This is a genomic window from Pseudoroseicyclus tamaricis (genome assembly GCF_012070395.1).
Taxonomy (GTDB): domain Bacteria; phylum Pseudomonadota; class Alphaproteobacteria; order Rhodobacterales; family Rhodobacteraceae; genus Pseudoroseicyclus_A; species Pseudoroseicyclus_A tamaricis.
This window is the reverse complement of record NZ_JAAFYS010000003.1, coordinates 430419-444931: the sequence shown is the minus strand read 5'-3', so window position 1 is coordinate 444931 and position 14513 is coordinate 430419. Positions and strand designations below refer to the sequence as shown.

15 protein-coding genes are annotated in these 14513 nt (G+C 69.9%); 6 read left to right on the top strand and 9 right to left on the bottom strand.

Translation table 11 applies throughout. From position 1 onward, the window contains the following. The first annotated feature begins 22 nt into the window (after positions 1-22). The 5 genes from GY170_RS13930 (at position 23) to GY170_RS13910 (ending at position 3122) form a co-directional block, all read left to right on the top strand. Positions 23-349 (top strand): hypothetical protein, encoded by a 327-nt coding sequence (locus tag GY170_RS13930; RefSeq protein WP_163894654.1) that lies wholly within the window; start codon positions 23-25, stop codon positions 347-349. A 609-nt stretch (positions 350-958) separates the two neighbouring features. Next, complete coding sequence (gene rplS / locus GY170_RS13925; RefSeq protein WP_163894652.1) at positions 959-1345, top strand: 50S ribosomal protein L19; 387 nt, start codon at positions 959-961, stop codon at positions 1343-1345. 11 nt (positions 1346-1356) lie between these two features. Continuing rightward, entirely contained in the window at positions 1357-1578 is a 222-nt protein-coding gene (gene rpmE / locus GY170_RS13920; RefSeq protein WP_163894650.1) for a 50S ribosomal protein L31, read from the top strand. Between the two features lie 20 nt (positions 1579-1598). Further along, the gene (locus GY170_RS13915; RefSeq protein WP_163894648.1) at positions 1599-2027 is read left to right on the top strand and encodes a hypothetical protein; all 429 of its coding nucleotides are present in this window, start codon (positions 1599-1601) and stop codon (positions 2025-2027) included. Between the two features lie 285 nt (positions 2028-2312). After that, positions 2313-3122, top strand: coding sequence for a division plane positioning ATPase MipZ (locus tag GY170_RS13910; RefSeq protein WP_163894646.1), 810 nt, complete (start codon positions 2313-2315; stop codon positions 3120-3122). Here the strand turns inward: GY170_RS13910 and GY170_RS13905 are convergent. The 9 genes from GY170_RS13905 to GY170_RS13865 form a co-directional block, all read right to left on the bottom strand. Further along, positions 3119-3610, bottom strand: coding sequence for a hypothetical protein (locus tag GY170_RS13905; protein ID WP_167803321.1), 492 nt, complete (start codon positions 3608-3610; stop codon positions 3119-3121). The genes GY170_RS13910 and GY170_RS13905 overlap by 4 nt on opposite strands. 3 nt (positions 3611-3613) lie before the next feature. Then, positions 3614-4324 carry a hypothetical protein gene (locus tag GY170_RS13900; RefSeq protein ID WP_163894642.1) on the bottom strand — a complete coding sequence of 237 codons (711 nt, stop codon included), beginning with the start codon at positions 4322-4324 and terminating at the stop codon, positions 3614-3616. Between the two features lie 201 nt (positions 4325-4525). Then, positions 4526-4714 (bottom strand): hypothetical protein, encoded by a 189-nt coding sequence (locus GY170_RS13895; protein ID WP_163894640.1) that lies wholly within the window; start codon positions 4712-4714, stop codon positions 4526-4528. Between the two features lie 79 nt (positions 4715-4793). Next, positions 4794-6374, bottom strand: a complete 1581-nt coding sequence (locus tag GY170_RS18415; protein WP_203531323.1) for a hypothetical protein — start codon at positions 6372-6374, stop codon at positions 4794-4796. Continuing rightward, complete coding sequence (locus GY170_RS13885; protein ID WP_235924176.1) at positions 6359-7471, bottom strand: family 8 glycosyl hydrolase; 1113 nt, start codon at positions 7469-7471, stop codon at positions 6359-6361. The genes GY170_RS18415 and GY170_RS13885 overlap by 16 nt, the downstream gene beginning before the upstream one ends. Then, entirely contained in the window at positions 7468-9720 is a 2253-nt protein-coding gene (locus tag GY170_RS13880; protein ID WP_163894637.1) for a cellulose biosynthesis cyclic di-GMP-binding regulatory protein BcsB, read from the bottom strand. Before GY170_RS13880 ends, GY170_RS13885 begins: the two co-directional genes overlap by 4 nt. Continuing rightward, on the bottom strand, positions 9717-12092 hold the full coding sequence (gene bcsA, locus GY170_RS13875; protein WP_163894635.1) for a UDP-forming cellulose synthase catalytic subunit: 2376 nt from the start codon (positions 12090-12092) through the stop codon (positions 9717-9719). The genes GY170_RS13880 and bcsA overlap by 4 nt, the downstream gene beginning before the upstream one ends. A gap of 4 nt (positions 12093-12096) precedes the next feature. Then, complete coding sequence (locus GY170_RS13870) at positions 12097-12843, bottom strand: hypothetical protein (RefSeq protein ID WP_163894633.1); 747 nt, start codon at positions 12841-12843, stop codon at positions 12097-12099. Between the two features lie 736 nt (positions 12844-13579). Further along, positions 13580-14005 carry an Lrp/AsnC family transcriptional regulator gene (locus GY170_RS13865; RefSeq protein ID WP_163894631.1) on the bottom strand — a complete coding sequence of 142 codons (426 nt, stop codon included), beginning with the start codon at positions 14003-14005 and terminating at the stop codon, positions 13580-13582. A 146-nt stretch (positions 14006-14151) separates the two neighbouring features. Between GY170_RS13865 and GY170_RS13860 the strand changes: the two genes are divergently transcribed. Next, complete coding sequence (locus tag GY170_RS13860) at positions 14152-14463, top strand: cupin domain-containing protein (RefSeq protein ID WP_163894629.1); 312 nt, start codon at positions 14152-14154, stop codon at positions 14461-14463. Positions 14464-14513: the final 50 nt, after the last annotated feature.

The window sequence follows — 14513 nt, the reverse complement described above, 5'->3', positions numbered from 1 at the left end:
TGGCGGCAATGGGGATCGGCGCGTGAACAGGACGGAATTCATCATCGCGACGGCCGTGATCCTCTTCGTGGCCTTCTGCCTCGGCTGGTTCGCCTCGTGGCTCGTCCACCGCTTCACCCGCGTCACCAAGGCCGACATCTCCGAGCTCGACCGCATGGCGCAGGCCCTCCACGAGGCGGAGGAGACGCGCGACCAGTCGATCACCTACATGCAGCAGCGCGAGGCCGAGATCGGCGCCCAGCTGGCCCAGACGGAGGCGGAGCTGCGCGCCGCCATGGATGGTCTGCGCGACGCCCGCAGCGAAGCCGAGGAGCTGCGCGCCCACCTCGAGCGGCAGAACGCCAGCTGACGGCACGGGCGAGGCGGCCTCGCCTTCGGCAATCGCCCGCCCGCCCGCTCATCCCCGGTCGCGCCGGGGCGGGGGCGTGCCCCTTGCTGGCCACCGATCCGCGCTCTTCCCCCGCCCGGTGCGCGCCAAAGGCGCAGGGCGAGCGCCGGCCCGTCCCGCGGGCTGGCGCTCCGGTGAGGTGGGCGCGGAAGTTTGAGCGGGGAGGTTGGTGCACCATAAAGCGCGCGGCGGCGCCGTGGGAGCGCCACCCCAAGGGCCGGCGCTCGCCCTGCGCCTGCAGGCTGTGCGCTCAGTGGTGACGGAGAGGTGGGTTGGAAACCCACCCTATGTGAGCGAAAGCCGCGCCCCGCGGCCTCCCCACCCCCCGAAGGGCTTGATCGGCGGGCCGGGGCGTCCTATACGCCGCCGGTCCGCGGTCGGAATCGGCCGGCGGACCCGTTGCCCGTTTGCGCCGGCCTTCTTCCGCCGTACCCGCGCTTTCCGGCGATGGACAGCAATGACGACATCCGATCCTCCGGCGGGCGCCATTCGGGCGGACCCGGTCGAAGACCAGGAGCTCTCGGACGTCCCCACCAAGCGGGCCAACCCGCGTGAGAGAAGGAGTCAGGCATGGACCTGATCGCACAACTGGAGGCGGAACAGATCGCCGAACTCGGGAAAGCCATTCCCGATTTCAAGGCCGGCGATACCATCCGCGTCGGCTACAAGGTGACGGAAGGCACGCGCACCCGCGTGCAGAACTATGAAGGCGTCTGCATCAGCCGCAAGCACGGCAAGGGCATCGCCGGGTCGTTCACCGTCCGCAAGATTTCCTTCGGCGAGGGCGTCGAGCGCGTCTTCCCGCTCTACTCGACCAACATCGAGTCGATCGAAGTGGTGCGCCGCGGCCGTGTCCGCCGTGCCAAGCTGTATTACCTGCGCGAGCGCCGCGGCAAGAAGGCCCGGATCGCCGAAGTGCAGAACTACAAGCCGCTGTCCGACGACGCCAGCGCCTGAGGAGAGAGACGATGAAAGACGGCATCCATCCCGAATATCACCTCATCGACGTCAAGATGACCGACGGCACCGTCGTTCAGATGAAGTCGACCTGGGGCAAGGAGGGCGACACGCTCTCCCTCGACATCGACCCGACGTCCCACCCGGCCTGGACGGGTGGCTCCACCCGCCTCATGGACACCGGCGGCCGCGTGTCGAAGTTCAAGAACAAGTACGCCGGCCTCGGCTTCTGAGCTTGAGACCTTTGAGACAAATGGAGGCCCGCGCGCTCGTCGCCGCGGGCCTTCTGCTTTTCGCCGCCCCCGCTTCCGCCGACGTGCTGGAGCGGCTGGCGGCGACGGCCTGGGGGCACGACTTCTCCGCCGATGCCACCTGCCTCAACCCGCATCGCTTCAGCTTCCCCGCCGACCGCTCGCGGCTGATCGTCACCTGGGATGCGCCCATCACCGATTACGAGGGCAACGAGCGCCTCTCCGGCGGCTACGACGTGCTGGAGGAGGGGGAGCGAAGCCTGACGCTGGCGCTGCACGGGGAGAGCCGGCTCGGACCCGACGGGGAGCCGGTCCTCTGGGTGCTGCAGCTGCTCGAGACTGGCGTCTATTGCTGGCGCACGGATGACCAGACCATCCTGCAATGCGCCCATCCCGCGATGGCCTGCCCGGCGCCCCTCCCCCTGAGTTGAGGCGCCGGACAGGGGGCGGGCCGGTCAGCAGCAAAAAGGCCGCTCTGCCGACCCCGACGAACCGAAAGTTCCGGCCCGAAGGCAAGCCGCGACACGGGCAGGAGGCCTGGACGGCCCACCGCGGGCCCGGTGCCGCTCTTGCCTGCGCTGGTAACGGATCCGTGAGCATCAGGCAAGGATCATGTCACCTGACATATCCTGCCGGCGAGGGACGCGCGGCTTTCCATCTTTGCAAGGCGCGGATATTCAGCGGGAACAGCGGGGGAACAAGGGGCAGCAAACGACATGGCGCATCTGATCGTCGTGGGCAACGAGAAGGGCGGGGCGGGCAAGAGCACGACCGCCATGCATATTGCCACGGCCCTCTCGCGGATGGGGCACGCCACCGGCGTGATCGACCTCGATCTGCGCCAGCGCTCCCTCGCCCGCTATATCGAGAACCGCCGCGCCACCGTCGCCCGCGAGGGGCTCGATCTGCCGACGCCCGAGGTGGCCGAGCTGCCGAAGATCGGCGCCGATCAGGTCGCCGCCGGAGAGCACGCGATCGACCGGCGCTTCGCCGAGGCCATCGACCGTCTCGACGGCGTCTGCGCCTTCACGGTGATCGACTGCCCCGGCGCCCATTCCCGCATCTCCCAGATGGCCCATTCGCTGGCCGATACGCTGGTGACGCCGCTCAATGACAGCTTCGTCGATTTCGACATGCTGGCCCGGATGGACCCGGAGGGGGAGGAGATCCTCGGCCCCTCCGTCTATTCCGAGATGGTCTGGGCGGCGCGGCAGAGCCGGGCGAGCGCGGGGATGAAGCCGCTCGACTGGATCGTCATGCGCAACCGGATCGGCGCGCAGCACATGATCAACAAGGCCAAGATCGAGAGCGCGGTGGAGCGGCTGGCCAAGCGCATCGGCTTCCGCGTCGGCCCCGGCTTCGGCGAGCGGGTGATCTTCCGCGAGCTCTTCCCGCGCGGGCTGACGCTGCTCGACCTGCGCGACGCCGGGGTGCGGGGGCTCTCCCTCTCCGGCATCGCCGCGCGGGCGGAGCTGAGGGAGACGGTGAAGTCCCTCAAGCTGCCGGGCGTGAAGGTGGATTTCTAGCGGATCCCCATCTCTTTGATGTTGTGCTGGCGCCGCCCGAAGACGAGGCGGAGCACCAGCCGCAGCATCAGCAGGGAGAAGATGACCACGAAGAGCAGCCCCGTGCCGGCGGCGACGAGGAACTGCATCGGGTCCAGCACCTCGATGGACGGGCCGACATGGGCGCGCGCCCAGGTGTAGAGCGCCTCGCCGAGGCGCTCGGCATCGGGCAGGCCGGCCTCCGCCGGCGCCGCGGCGAGCGTGGTGGCGGCGTCCTCCACCGCGGTGACGGCGGGATCCGTGGCGGAAAGAGTGCCAGGGCCGAGGCGGGCGACCAGCGGCGCCAGCGCGGCCAGGCCGAGCGCGATGGCGATCAGCAGCAGGATGGCCCGGCCGCCGCCGTTGCCGCGGCGGGGGCGGCGCCCCGGTGTCGGCTGCGCGTCTCGCTCGGCCAGCCGGGCGGCGAGGCGGTCATGGAACTCGTATTTCTGCATGGGTGCGCCTTGCATGGGTCAGCGCCAGGCCAGCGGCTCGCCAAAGGGCGAGGTGCGGCGGCGGCGGGCACGGCCGGTGCCGGTGAGGGCGGTCAGCGCCAGGGCGGGGACCATGGTGACCACGGTCAACATCGGGATGAGCTGCCAGAGCGCCCGCATGTCGCCATCGGCGAGGAGCAGCAGCTCCCGCTCCAGCCAGGCTTGCGCGGCGCGCCAGTCCCTCCCGAAGAGGGCGGTCACGACGTCCGACAGGCCGGCGACGGCGCGGCCGAGGTTGTCGGCAAGGCCGGTCTCGAGCGGCTGGCGGCCGAAGGACGGGTCGGCGATGAGCCCGGCGAGGAGGATGGCCAGCACGAGGTAGCCGATGGCGGCGGTGCGCCGGCCCCGGTGAGAGAGCCGCGCCGCCTCAACCTCGCGCGCCACCCGGGTCTCCAGCGCGGCCTGGAACTGGTAGCGCACCGGCTTCTTGTAGTGCACCGGCTGGAAGGGGGCGATGTAGTCCGGCTGCGGCAGCTCCTCGATGGCAAGCTCGGGAGTGGCGTCGAGGGTCTCCGGCGCCGGGGCGGGTGAAGCATGGATGGCACCAAGCATCGCCAGCGTGGCGAAGGCGATGGCCGCGCGCATGAGCTGGGTCTCTCCGCCCGCGAGATGCGGGGAGAGAAGCTCGATCGCCAGCCCCGCCACCACAAGGCGCAGAAGCCAGATCGCCGGACCCTTCAGATGCTGCATGCGGGATTATCCGTTGTCGCTGCCTCGCGCGCCAGAAGGCCGGCGAAAGCGGGCCATTTCTGGGCGGGGGCGCGATCAATCCCGTCGATGACGGGGAGAAATCCGCGGCATTCTAAAGGCTTGGATTTTAGGGAGCGGGGGCACGGCCGGGTGGCCAGCGGTGCAAGGGGGCGCGCCGGGCGAGGCCGGCGCGCCTGATCGTCAGGCCGTCTGGCCGCGCTCGATGCGCGTGTAGGGCTTCACGCGGCCGCCCGCCGTCGTCTTGTGGCGGTGCAGGCGCTTGGCCCCCTCATGCGAGCCTTCGGGCGCGTTGCGGCGCTCGATCTCGGCATAGGCGCGCGTGCGGGTGCCGCTGACGGCACGGGGGTGGTCGAGAATATCCTTGGTCATCGGCTCCTCCTTGGTTTTCGGGTGTGAGCCGAATGTAGGGCCGAATCGCCGGATCTCCAAACGCCGGGGAGGGCGCGGGTTAATCCCGCGCCGCCGCCAGCGCCTGCCGCGTCTCCGGCGTCGACAGCTCGTCGTTGAGCCGCAGGAAGACGTTGATCGCGCCCCGCTGGTCGCCGGAGTTGAGCATGGCGTAGCCGCGCAGCAGCTCAAGGTCGCGGCGCAGGCTCCCCTCGATCCGCTCCAACTCGTTGAAATAGATGATCGACTGGCGGTAATCGCCCTGCTCGTAGGCGCGCACGCCGCGCTGATCGAGGATGATGGTCTCGATCGTCCGGCGCTGTGGGGCGGTGAAATCCGTCCGCGCGGCGACCTGGCTGGCGGCGTCGGTCATCTCCAGCTCCAGCATCGAGAGGGCCATGCCGTAGCGCGCGTCGCGCAAAACGACGGCGCCGAGGCGGCCGTCGGCGGCGGCGGTGAAGAGGGCGAGCGATTCAAGCGGGCGGTCGAGGTTGTAGACGCACCACGCGCGCTCATAGGCCACGTCAAGCGAGCGGGGCTGCGTCGAGGAGAAGGCGCATTGGCGGTAGTTCTCCGCCTGCGCCGCGGCGCGCACGGCATTGATCCGGCCGTCGCCCGAGCGGGGCAGCTGGGCATAGGGGCTCTGCGAGGAGGCCATGCCGAGCGGCACCGTGGAGGGCGAGGCGGCGGGCGCCGGCGCCGGGGCGGCGGAGGGCGACGCCGAGGCGGGCCGTCGTGCGGGGGCAGGGGCCGGCTCAGGCGCCGGGGCGGGCGCGGGCGCCGGAGCGGCGGCCTGCTGCGGGGCGCTCTGCGTCTGCGCGGGGGCGGCGGCCGGGGCGGGCTCGTCCTCGTCCTCCTCCGGGGCCTCGGCCGTGTCGCCGGACGGGGTGATGCCGCGGCCGGCGAGGAGGCGGGCCTCCAGCGTCTCCAGCGTGCTCGACAGCGCCGGCAGGCGGGTCTGCGCGGTGGAGACGAGGGCCTGGATCTCGTCCGCCGAGGAGACGGCGTTGGCCTTCTCGATGGTCGAGACGATCTCCGACGAGCCGGAGCAGGATTGCACGATCTGCCGGTAGGCGGCGAGGGCGGCGGCGTCGTTGCCGCTGCGTGCCTGCAGGGCCGCCAACTCCCACGTGTTGTTGATGCGGTTGCAGCTGAGCAGCTGCGGCGTGTCGACGGCGATCTCCAGCGCCCGCGTCAGGTTTTGCGAGCTGACGGCGGTGTCGAAGCTCTCCTGCGCCGAGGCGAGCTCGAGCAGCTGCGTCATGTCGGCCGGTGGCTCCCAGTTGGGGAAGGCACCCTGCGTCGTGGCGATGAGCCGGCGCGCGCCCTCGACATCGCCGGCGGCGATGCGGGCGTAGATCTGGTCGACCTCCGTCGAGGGGCCGGTGATGAGCAGCGAGTCGAGGTCCTCCGGCGGCGTCCAGCCGGGGTAGTCGATCTGCAGGCGCCGGATCTCCGCCGTGATGGCGGCCGTCTCGTCCTGCTCGATGTAATAGCGCAGCGCCCGCAGATCGTCGGGCCCCGGGGCCGCGGCGCTCGCCTCCTGCGCCAGGGGCGCGGTCGCCGGCAGCGCAACGCCGCCGAGGATGGCGGCGGCGATGGCGGCGTGGCGAACGGCGGAGAGGATCAGATGGGGACGCATGATTGTGTGGCCTCGATCTGGGCGAGCAGCGCGAAGAGATGCAACGTCGCCGGATAATAGGGTTGGTCGACTCGGAACCGGGGAATGGCGGCCCCGCTTTGACCGGAGGAGGCGCAGGTGACAAGCCCGCCGAGCGCGGCGTAGCCGGCATCGGGGCTCGTCTCGCGCACCGCGTAGGTCACACGGTCCATCACCGTGGGGGTCGGGATCTCCGCCATTTCGGCGGCGTGGAGCGCTTCGGCCTGCCGGCGCACGGCGGGGTGGTTGCCGAAGCCCGACCAGATGAGGAAGAGCGGCACGCGCATCGCCTCGTAGCCGTTGCGGTCCGCCAGCTCCTCGTCGGCATAATAGCCGCCGGCGGCGGCCACGGTGATCCAGTCGGGGATCAGGCCCTGGATGGCGAGGTCGGTCATGATGCCGATGCCGTCGCGGGAGGCCTCGGCGAAGGCGGTGATGCCGGTCGCCTCTGCCACGTCCTCCATGGCGCGGGGCATGTAGTAGGAGAGGTTGAGCACGTTGCCCTCCTCCCGCTCGAAGCCGGCGGCGGCGGGAACGAAGAGCAGCCGCTGGCCGCCGTTCTCGGTTGTCGCCGTCAGCATGCAGGTGGCGGCGAGATCGCGCGCGATGCCGGCGGCCCGCTCGCGCAGCGCCGGGCGGTCGAAGCGCTCGGCGCCGCGGATCAGCGCCCAGGCGTAGAAGAGGTCACCGTCTGAGGCGTTGTTGAGGTCGGGCACATTGTTCGCCATGTCCGGCAGCCAGCGCCAGGCGAGCAGCCGGTCCTCGCGGACGGCGAGGTTGCGCATCGTCCAGTCGTCGATGAGATCGAACGCCGCCTCGTCGCCGATGGTGGCGGCGAGGAGCAGCCCGTAGCTCTGGCTCTCGGAGTGGCTGGCGCCCTGCTGCAGCTCGTCGACGACGCGGCCGTCCTCGGCGAGGTAGCCGGTCTTCCACAGCGCCCAGGCCTCGGCGAGCGGATGCGGGCTGACAACCGTCTGCGCGAGCGCGGCGGTGCCGGAGAGGCCGAGCGGGGGCAGGGCCGTGGCGGAGAGGAGGGCGGCTAGCGCATGTCTGCGGTTCATCGGCTTGGTGTCGCTCATCGCTTGTTGCGCCCGCGTGTCCTGACGACGAAGGACAGTGCCAGCAATACAGAGAGAATGACCAGCCCCGCAAGGAGGCCGACAAAGAGGAGCGGCGACCACGAGGCATAGTTGCCTGCCACGTCGCGGAAATTCGCCAGCGTCAGTGGCTCCTGCAGGCGCGGTGGCTGCGCGGCTGGGCGCCAGCTCTCCCACGTGCCGGCCTCGGTGAGCACGGCGGCGGCCCCCTTCGGCCCGTAGGGATCGAACCGCGCGTCGGAGAGGGCGGCGGCGATGGCGACCGGCTCGGTGCCGGGGGCGAGGACGAGGGTGGCGGCGGAGGTCTCCTCCGGCGCGTCGAGGAAGAGGAAGGCCTTGCCCTGGCGCCCGGCCAGCCACTCGCCGAGCGGCGGATCGCCGGGCATGGCGAAGTCGGTCACCCAGTCATAGACGAACTCCGCCCCCTCGCGCCCGCGGGCGACGAGGCCGACGGCGGGCGCCTGCTCCTGCGTCCGGCCGCCGACGGGGGCGAGCAGGCCCTCGATGGCGGTACGGGTGACGCCGAGCCGGGCGAGCGCCGCCAGCTCGACCTCGGAGAGGCTGGTGACGGTGAGGCTGGCGCCGCCGGCGCCCTCGATCGGCTGGAAGGCCGATTGCAGGGCCGACACGGTGCGCCCGGCGAGGCTGCGCGGGTCGATCCCCGGGGGCGTGCTCGCCGAGCCGGGGGTGAGGTCGCGCAGCGCGTCGCTCACGCTGGGGTAGTCCATCGCCGGCGAGGTCGGCACGACGAGCGCCGTCGACGGATCGATGGTGACGTATGGCCCGCCGAGGCGCGTGCAGGGCAGGTCCGGCGGGTCGCCGGGGACGATGGCCTCGAAGCTGAGCTCGTTGGCGCCGGCGGAGAGCAGGCGCGCCGGCAGGCCGACGGGCAGGCGCGGCAGCGTCTCGCCGCCGCGGCCGAAGAGCGGCAGCAGCCGGACGGTCTGGTCATTGACCTTGATGAGCAGAAGCGAGCCTTCGGGCAGGCCCTCGATATAGCCGTAGCTCAGGTCGATCTCCGCCTTCTGCGAAGCGCTCAGCAGCCAGTCCTCCGGCAGGGAGAAACGGATGTCGGAGCGCGCGTAGCGGCTCTCGAAGCTCACGCCTTCCTCCTGCCCCATGTCGGCGAGGCTGATGGACTGCGCCGGCGTCAGCACGGGCAGGTCGGCGGCCGGCTGCGGAGCCGGCAGCCAGGTGTCGAGCATGGAGACGTCGAGCGGCCCGCCCAGCACCAGCACCAGCGCGCCGCCGGCACCCTCTCGCAGCTCCGCCACCGGCTCCTGCGAGGGGACGATGGCGATGCGGGCAAGCGAGAGCGGCTGCCCCTCGGTCACCGGGGCATAGGGGGAGCGGACGGTGAGCAAGGGCGCGGCGCCGGGCACGAGGGCGCGCATGCGCTGGCCAAGCTCGGAGAGCAGCGCCGGCGGCACCTCGCCGATGCTCTCGATGGTCACCTCACCGGCGGAGACGATCTGCGCCGCCAGCGCTTCGCGGATACCCTGCGCGCCGCCGGAGAGGGCCGCGCGCGGCACGACGAGGCCGCTGTTGCCGAGGTCGATCTCCGTCCAGACCTGAAAGCTCGCCTCGGGCCCGCAGAAGATGCGGTGGGTATGGTCGGCGCGGATGATGAGCTCGTTGGCGCCGGGGACGAGGGCGTCGGAGGGCAGCGCGACCGTCTCGAACCCGTCGAAGAAGTCGGGCTCCAGCCGCTCGATCTCCACCCCGTTGAGGAAGAAGGTCAGCGCCGACTGGTCGGGCAGAAGGTTGACGCTGGACCGCAGCGACAGGCGCAGCTCGCGGGCCAGCGCCGGGTTCTCGATCTGTACACTCAGCCGTGCGCTGCCGCCCTCGCCGGAGATGCGCAGCACCCGCTGGAAGGGCTGGGTGACGAAGGGCAGCAGGATGGTCTCGGGCAGCTGCTGCCCCGTCGCCTCGACCGGGTTGGCGGCGCTGGCGCCACGCTGGCTCGCCCGGTCATAGGCAGGCAGGGCGGGCGAGATGCCGTCCGTCGCCGGGCTCGGCGTGGGCGTGGCCGCGGGGGCGGGGGCCACGGCGGCCGGTTCGGATTGTTCGGGCTCCGGCGTCTGTACCTGAGTGTCGGTGCCGGGCATGGCGTTCAGCATGGGGGTGAGATCGATCACCCCGTCCTCGGCCATAAGCTCCTGCCCTTGCGCACCGCCGGCCCAGAGGCCGGCGGAGACGAGAAGAGGTACGATCCAGCCGGGTTTCACGCAGCTTGTCCTTGCAGCTTGGCGACATGATCCTGCGCCCGGGCAAGCATCCGTTCGCGCTCCTCGATGTCGACACCGAAGGCGAGGATGTGCGCCTGGTCGGACGGGTCGCGCTTGGCGACGACGGTGCGGCGGCGCATCGGCTCGCGGATGAAGGCCGCGATCAGCTTCGGCGTGCCGTTGAGGAAGAGGTAGGCCGCGTAGCCCAGCCCGCGGATCAGCCCGATGCCGCCCTGCGAGACGTAGCGGGTGTTCCGCCAGTTCTCGCTGTCGCCGAAGATCAGGTGGGCCACGGCCTCCTGCGCCTTCACCGATTGGTCGGCATTGATGACGGAGCCGGCCTGCGGCCCGTCGGGGCGCTGGTGGAAGCAGATCACCGTCAGGTTGATGTCAGCCTCGAGGTGGGGGGAGCCCTCGAAGTAGGGCCGCACGACCAGCTCCATGCCGCTGCTGCGCTTGCCGATGGGGGTGTCACCCAGCGGCTCGTCCAGCATCACCCGCATCCCGGAAGTGGAGGCATCGAGGATATGCGCCGCCACCTTCTCGTCCGGCGCGCCGGGCAGCCAGGCCATGGCGGGCACGTTCATGTTCACCCGCGGCGAGGCGCGGCGCTGCTTGCGCTCGGCCACGGCCCGCCAGGAGATGGAGACGAGGATGAAGTTGAACACCGCCCAGCCCCCGACGACGGAGAGCACCGAGCGGTCGCCCGGGAAGTTGACCCAGCGCACCACCAGGGCAGCCACGCCGGCGGCGCAGAGGCCCCAGAGGATGGTCAGCGGCCAGTGGGCGGGGGAGATAAAGTCGTTGTCGAGCGTCTCGTCCTTGGCGGTGACGTTGAACTTGGCGCCGCGCGGCTTGATCAGCGTCTTGATGACGGCCTGCGCGAGGTAGGGCGTCTGCGCGATCTCGTAGATCTCCGACATCAGTGGCCAGCGGAAGCGCGAGTAGAGCGCGTTCTGCACGAGGAAGGAGACGGCGAGGTAGCCCAGCATGTAGGCCATGGCTTCCTGGAACGTCGCGACGAGGATCTCGGCGCCGAAGAACAGGTAGGCCAGCGGCGCGCAGAGGAAGATCAGGCGGATGATCGGGAAGAGCCAGCAAGCCATCGAGTTGATGTAGCACAGGCGCTGCGCCATCGTCAGGCCGCGGCGGAACATCGGGTTCTTCAGCAGCATGATCTGCATCATGCCGGTCGCCCAGCGGCCGCGCTGCTGGATGAAGGAGGCGAAGGTCTCCGGCTGCAGGCCGGCGATCATGGCGCGGTTGAGGTACATCGAGCGCCAGCCGGAGGCGTGGATGTCCAGCGCCGTCTCGGCATCCTCGGTGATCGTCTCGCCGGAGAAGCCACCCACGCTGTCGAGCGCGGCCCGGCGCAGGACGGCGGCGGAGCCGCAGAAGAAGGCGCCGTCCCAGCGGTCGAGGCCGCGGTGGATGAAGGAGTAGAACATCTCGTTCTCGGGCGGCACGTTCTCCGACAGCTCAAGGTTCCGCATGATCGGATCCTTGTTGAGGAAGAAGTGTGGCGTCTGCACGAGGAAGAGCTTGGGGTCCTCCACGAAGTAGCCGACCGTCCGGGCGAGGAAGTCGCGCGTCGGCACGTGGTCGGCGTCGAAGACCACGACCAGGTCACCGTCGAGACGGGCCAGCGCGGCGGACATGTTGCCGGCCTTGGCGTGCTCGTTGCGGGCGCGGGTGGAGTACATCACCCCCAGCTCGGCGCAGAGCGCCTGCAGCTCGGCCCGGCGGGCGCGGGCGGCGGTGGCCTTGGCCTTGTCGCTGTCGTTGCAGCGCTGGTCCGTGCCGCCGTCGTCGCAGAGCACGACCGTCAGCTTCTCGGCCGGGTAGACCATGTTCTTGCAGGCGGCGAGCGTGATGCGCAGCATCTCCGTCGGCTCGTTGTAGGAAGGCACGAGCACGTTGACCGTCGGCAGCCGCTCCGGCGCCACGGTGGGCGGGAAGGGCCGGCGCGTCGGGTCGGAGGTGATGAAGGAGCTCAGGAAGAAGACGAGGACGGCGTAGGCCTCTGCCGCCAGCAGCGTGACGGCGCAGATGAAGGAGAGGGTGAAGCCCGGCTCCGGCAGTGTCTCGAACACGCGCCACAGGGCGTAGCGCATGACGATGACGCTCGCTGTCGCCAGCAGGAAGAAGCGCGGCACCAGCATCCGGGCGAAGGGCTTGAGCGCCGCCACCGCCAGAACCGCCACGATGGACAGGAAGGCCTGCCCGCCCACATCCGTCGGCACGCTGACCAGCGTGGCGATCGGCAGCAGAAGCGCCACCCAGAGCCACAGGTCGGCGTTCAGCCATCCCCCCTTGCGCTCCCGGCTGGCGGGGGCGGAGGTGGCGGTGTTGCTGTGGCGGGGCTTCAGCATGGGCTTACTCTGTCAATGGAGGTGCCGCGAGCGGTGAGAGCATCCGGTCTCCGCCTTCCACCGCGCCGATCCCGGCCACGGCGGAGACGCCGATCTGCCGGTCGGTGATGGGACGGAGCGCCTGCTCCACCGATCCGCGCACACAATTGCGCAAAAGAATTTCGAGAACCGACGTGTTCCGGGGCAGGAGACGCCCGGCATTGTCGATCCGGCGGAAGGCGAGCACGCAATTCGTGTCGCCGCTCGCCTGCTCGGCGAGGTAGAAATAACGCCCGAGGGAGTCGTCATCGTAGCGCAGGTTGTCATCTGACACCTGTGTGAACGGCTGAGGGATCTCCCCGACGCGGCTCAGGAAATCGACGAGCTGGAACCGGCCGGCAGGGTAGCCGTTCGGCACGCGGGCACGCAGCCAGACGAAGTTGTCGCCCGGCAGCGTCGTGTCGTTGACGAGGCCGATCTTCTGCTCGAACTCGCTGGAGAGGTTCCGATCAATCGCGATGAGCGCGCCGGAGGGTGTGACCCAGGCGGTGCTCATCGGGGTGGAGCGGAACTGCTGCGTCGCCTCCAGCACCTCGAGCCCGAGGTTGGCGGTGACGGGAATCGTCGCGCAGCCGGCAACGCCGACGACAAGCGCGAGAGCGCGGCCCCGACCGCCCAGCCGCGCCGACAGGCGGGACAGGCTGCGGGACCAGAGGGCCGCGAGGGCCGTCTGGGCGGGTAGGTCTGACCTGTAAGAGATGCGGGCGCTCATGCCGCGGGTTCCTTGTTTTAGGTCTGGAACCAATCTGCCGCCCGAAGGTGGGCAAAAAGGCGCCGGACGTTGGCTTTTCTAAGGCGTCACAAATTTTAACGGACGGCAAAGGACGTTGGGGAGGCTGCTGGCGGGAAGCCCCGATTCGGTGTGGCGACGGGGGCGCGAGGGCCTGTGCGGGGAAGGATTCTCGGAGCCTTCCCAAAGGGCAGCCGACTGGTGGGGTGCCGCGGAGAGGCGAGGGAACAAGGGGTGGTGGGCGGTCCGTCGGTGCACGTAACGCCCTGTGGGACGACGGCCGATGGTACGGCCCTTGGATCCCTGATCTCTAAGATTTCGTTAAAATACGGAATAAATTTATGTCCAAACACCGAAGCGCGACTGCAAGTGCGCCTGCCGGGACCCCTCATACCACTTACCAAACCGACCAGCACTCGGACCGCGCACCTTTCGCCCTTGAGCTCCTGCAAGTCGCGGCCGGCCAAGTCAGGCCGACGGCTGCAAGAGGTAGAGACGCCGGTACCCCCACTCAACGTCGAAACGTGCGCAATCCTACCTATACCAAGGCCGGAGCACAGGCCCTTGTGTCTGAAATAGGGCAACATTTGGTTGATTGTGCCACAGTGCCCCTAAGTCCTCGGGCGGCCTGCCCCAAAGCGGCGCGATGGCAGCGCGCGACATCGGCCGGAGTGACTCGGCGGCGTCAGGGGGCAGGAGCGGGGCCGTTGGATGCCCCTCATCTCTCCCGCAGGATCGTCCTGAGCGTGACGGAGCCGACGCCCTCGATCGAGCTCAGACGATCTGCCAGCTCGCTGATGGCGGTGGCATCCACCCCGCGAACCAGCGCAATCGCATCCACGTCGCCCGCCAGCGAGAACACCCGCTCGACGCCGGGGACGGAGCTTATGCGGCGCAGGACCGGATCGCAGGGGCGAACCTCGATGGTGATCGAGGCGAGGGCCCTATGCCCCGCATCCGCCGGTGGCTCGCAGATCGTATAGCCGCCGATGATCCCGTCCCGCTCCAGCCGGGCAATCCGATCCTGGACCGCCGTGCGCGACAAGTTCAGCTCGCGCCCCAACGACGCCGCCGTCCGTCGCGCATCCGCGCGCAACAGATCGAGGAGGCGCCGCGCCATCGGGTCGAGGTCGGCCTTGCTCATGGACTTCTTTCTCCGCGTGGGCAGGCTTGCCCTTCGCAAGCCATAAACCGCGATCCGCGGGGAGGATACGTCGATCGGCAAGTACCGCGTCTCCCTCGTCACTGCTGCAATGGGGCCGAACGACCAGCGGCCATGGAGGACCGACGATGCAGACCTATCGAGCCACGGAATTCACCGGCACTCGCGCCTGGAAGGCCCTCGACATCGAGAGGATCTCCGACGCGACCGTGCGCCTTCACTGGACCGATCAGCCCTACGAATGGCACATCAACGACGGTCCGGAAGTGTTCGCCGTCCTCGACGGATCGGTCGATATGCACATCCGCATCGACGGGCGCGAGGAGGTCATCCGCCTCGAGGTCGGCGATGTGTTCCACGCGGCGAATGGCGACGAGCATGTTGCGCACCCGGTCGGGATTGTCCGCATCCTCGTCATCGAACGGGCCGGAAGCATTTGATGTTCGGGTGCGGAGGGAGGCTGGGGCGAGGCGTCCTGGCAGGCTGCACC

Bases quoted from the DNA above. Each gene is read 5' to 3' on its own strand.
- rplS (WP_163894652.1), top strand. From the start codon at position 959: ATGGACCTGATCGCACAACTGGAGGCGGAACAGATCGCCGAACTCGGG.
- rpmE (WP_163894650.1), top strand. From the start codon at position 1,357: ATGAAAGACGGCATCCATCCCGAATATCACCTCATCGACGTCAAGATG.
- GY170_RS13915 (WP_163894648.1), top strand. From the start codon at position 1,599: ATGGAGGCCCGCGCGCTCGTCGCCGCGGGCCTTCTGCTTTTCGCCGCC.
- GY170_RS13910 (WP_163894646.1), top strand. From the start codon at position 2,313: ATGGCGCATCTGATCGTCGTGGGCAACGAGAAGGGCGGGGCGGGCAAG.
- GY170_RS13905 (WP_167803321.1), bottom strand. From the start codon at position 3,610: ATGCAAGGCGCACCCATGCAGAAATACGAGTTCCATGACCGCCTCGCC.
- GY170_RS13900 (WP_163894642.1), bottom strand. From the start codon at position 4,324: ATGCAGCATCTGAAGGGTCCGGCGATCTGGCTTCTGCGCCTTGTGGTG.
- GY170_RS13895 (WP_163894640.1), bottom strand. From the start codon at position 4,714: ATGACCAAGGATATTCTCGACCACCCCCGTGCCGTCAGCGGCACCCGC.
- GY170_RS18415 (WP_203531323.1), bottom strand. From the start codon at position 6,374: ATGCGTCCCCATCTGATCCTCTCCGCCGTTCGCCACGCCGCCATCGCC.
- GY170_RS13885 (WP_235924176.1), bottom strand. From the start codon at position 7,471: ATGAGCGACACCAAGCCGATGAACCGCAGACATGCGCTAGCCGCCCTC.
- bcsA (WP_163894635.1), bottom strand. From the start codon at position 12,092: ATGCTGAAGCCCCGCCACAGCAACACCGCCACCTCCGCCCCCGCCAGC.
- GY170_RS13870 (WP_163894633.1), bottom strand. From the start codon at position 12,843: ATGAGCGCCCGCATCTCTTACAGGTCAGACCTACCCGCCCAGACGGCC.
- GY170_RS13865 (WP_163894631.1), bottom strand. From the start codon at position 14,005: ATGAGCAAGGCCGACCTCGACCCGATGGCGCGGCGCCTCCTCGATCTG.
- GY170_RS13860 (WP_163894629.1), top strand. From the start codon at position 14,152: ATGCAGACCTATCGAGCCACGGAATTCACCGGCACTCGCGCCTGGAAG.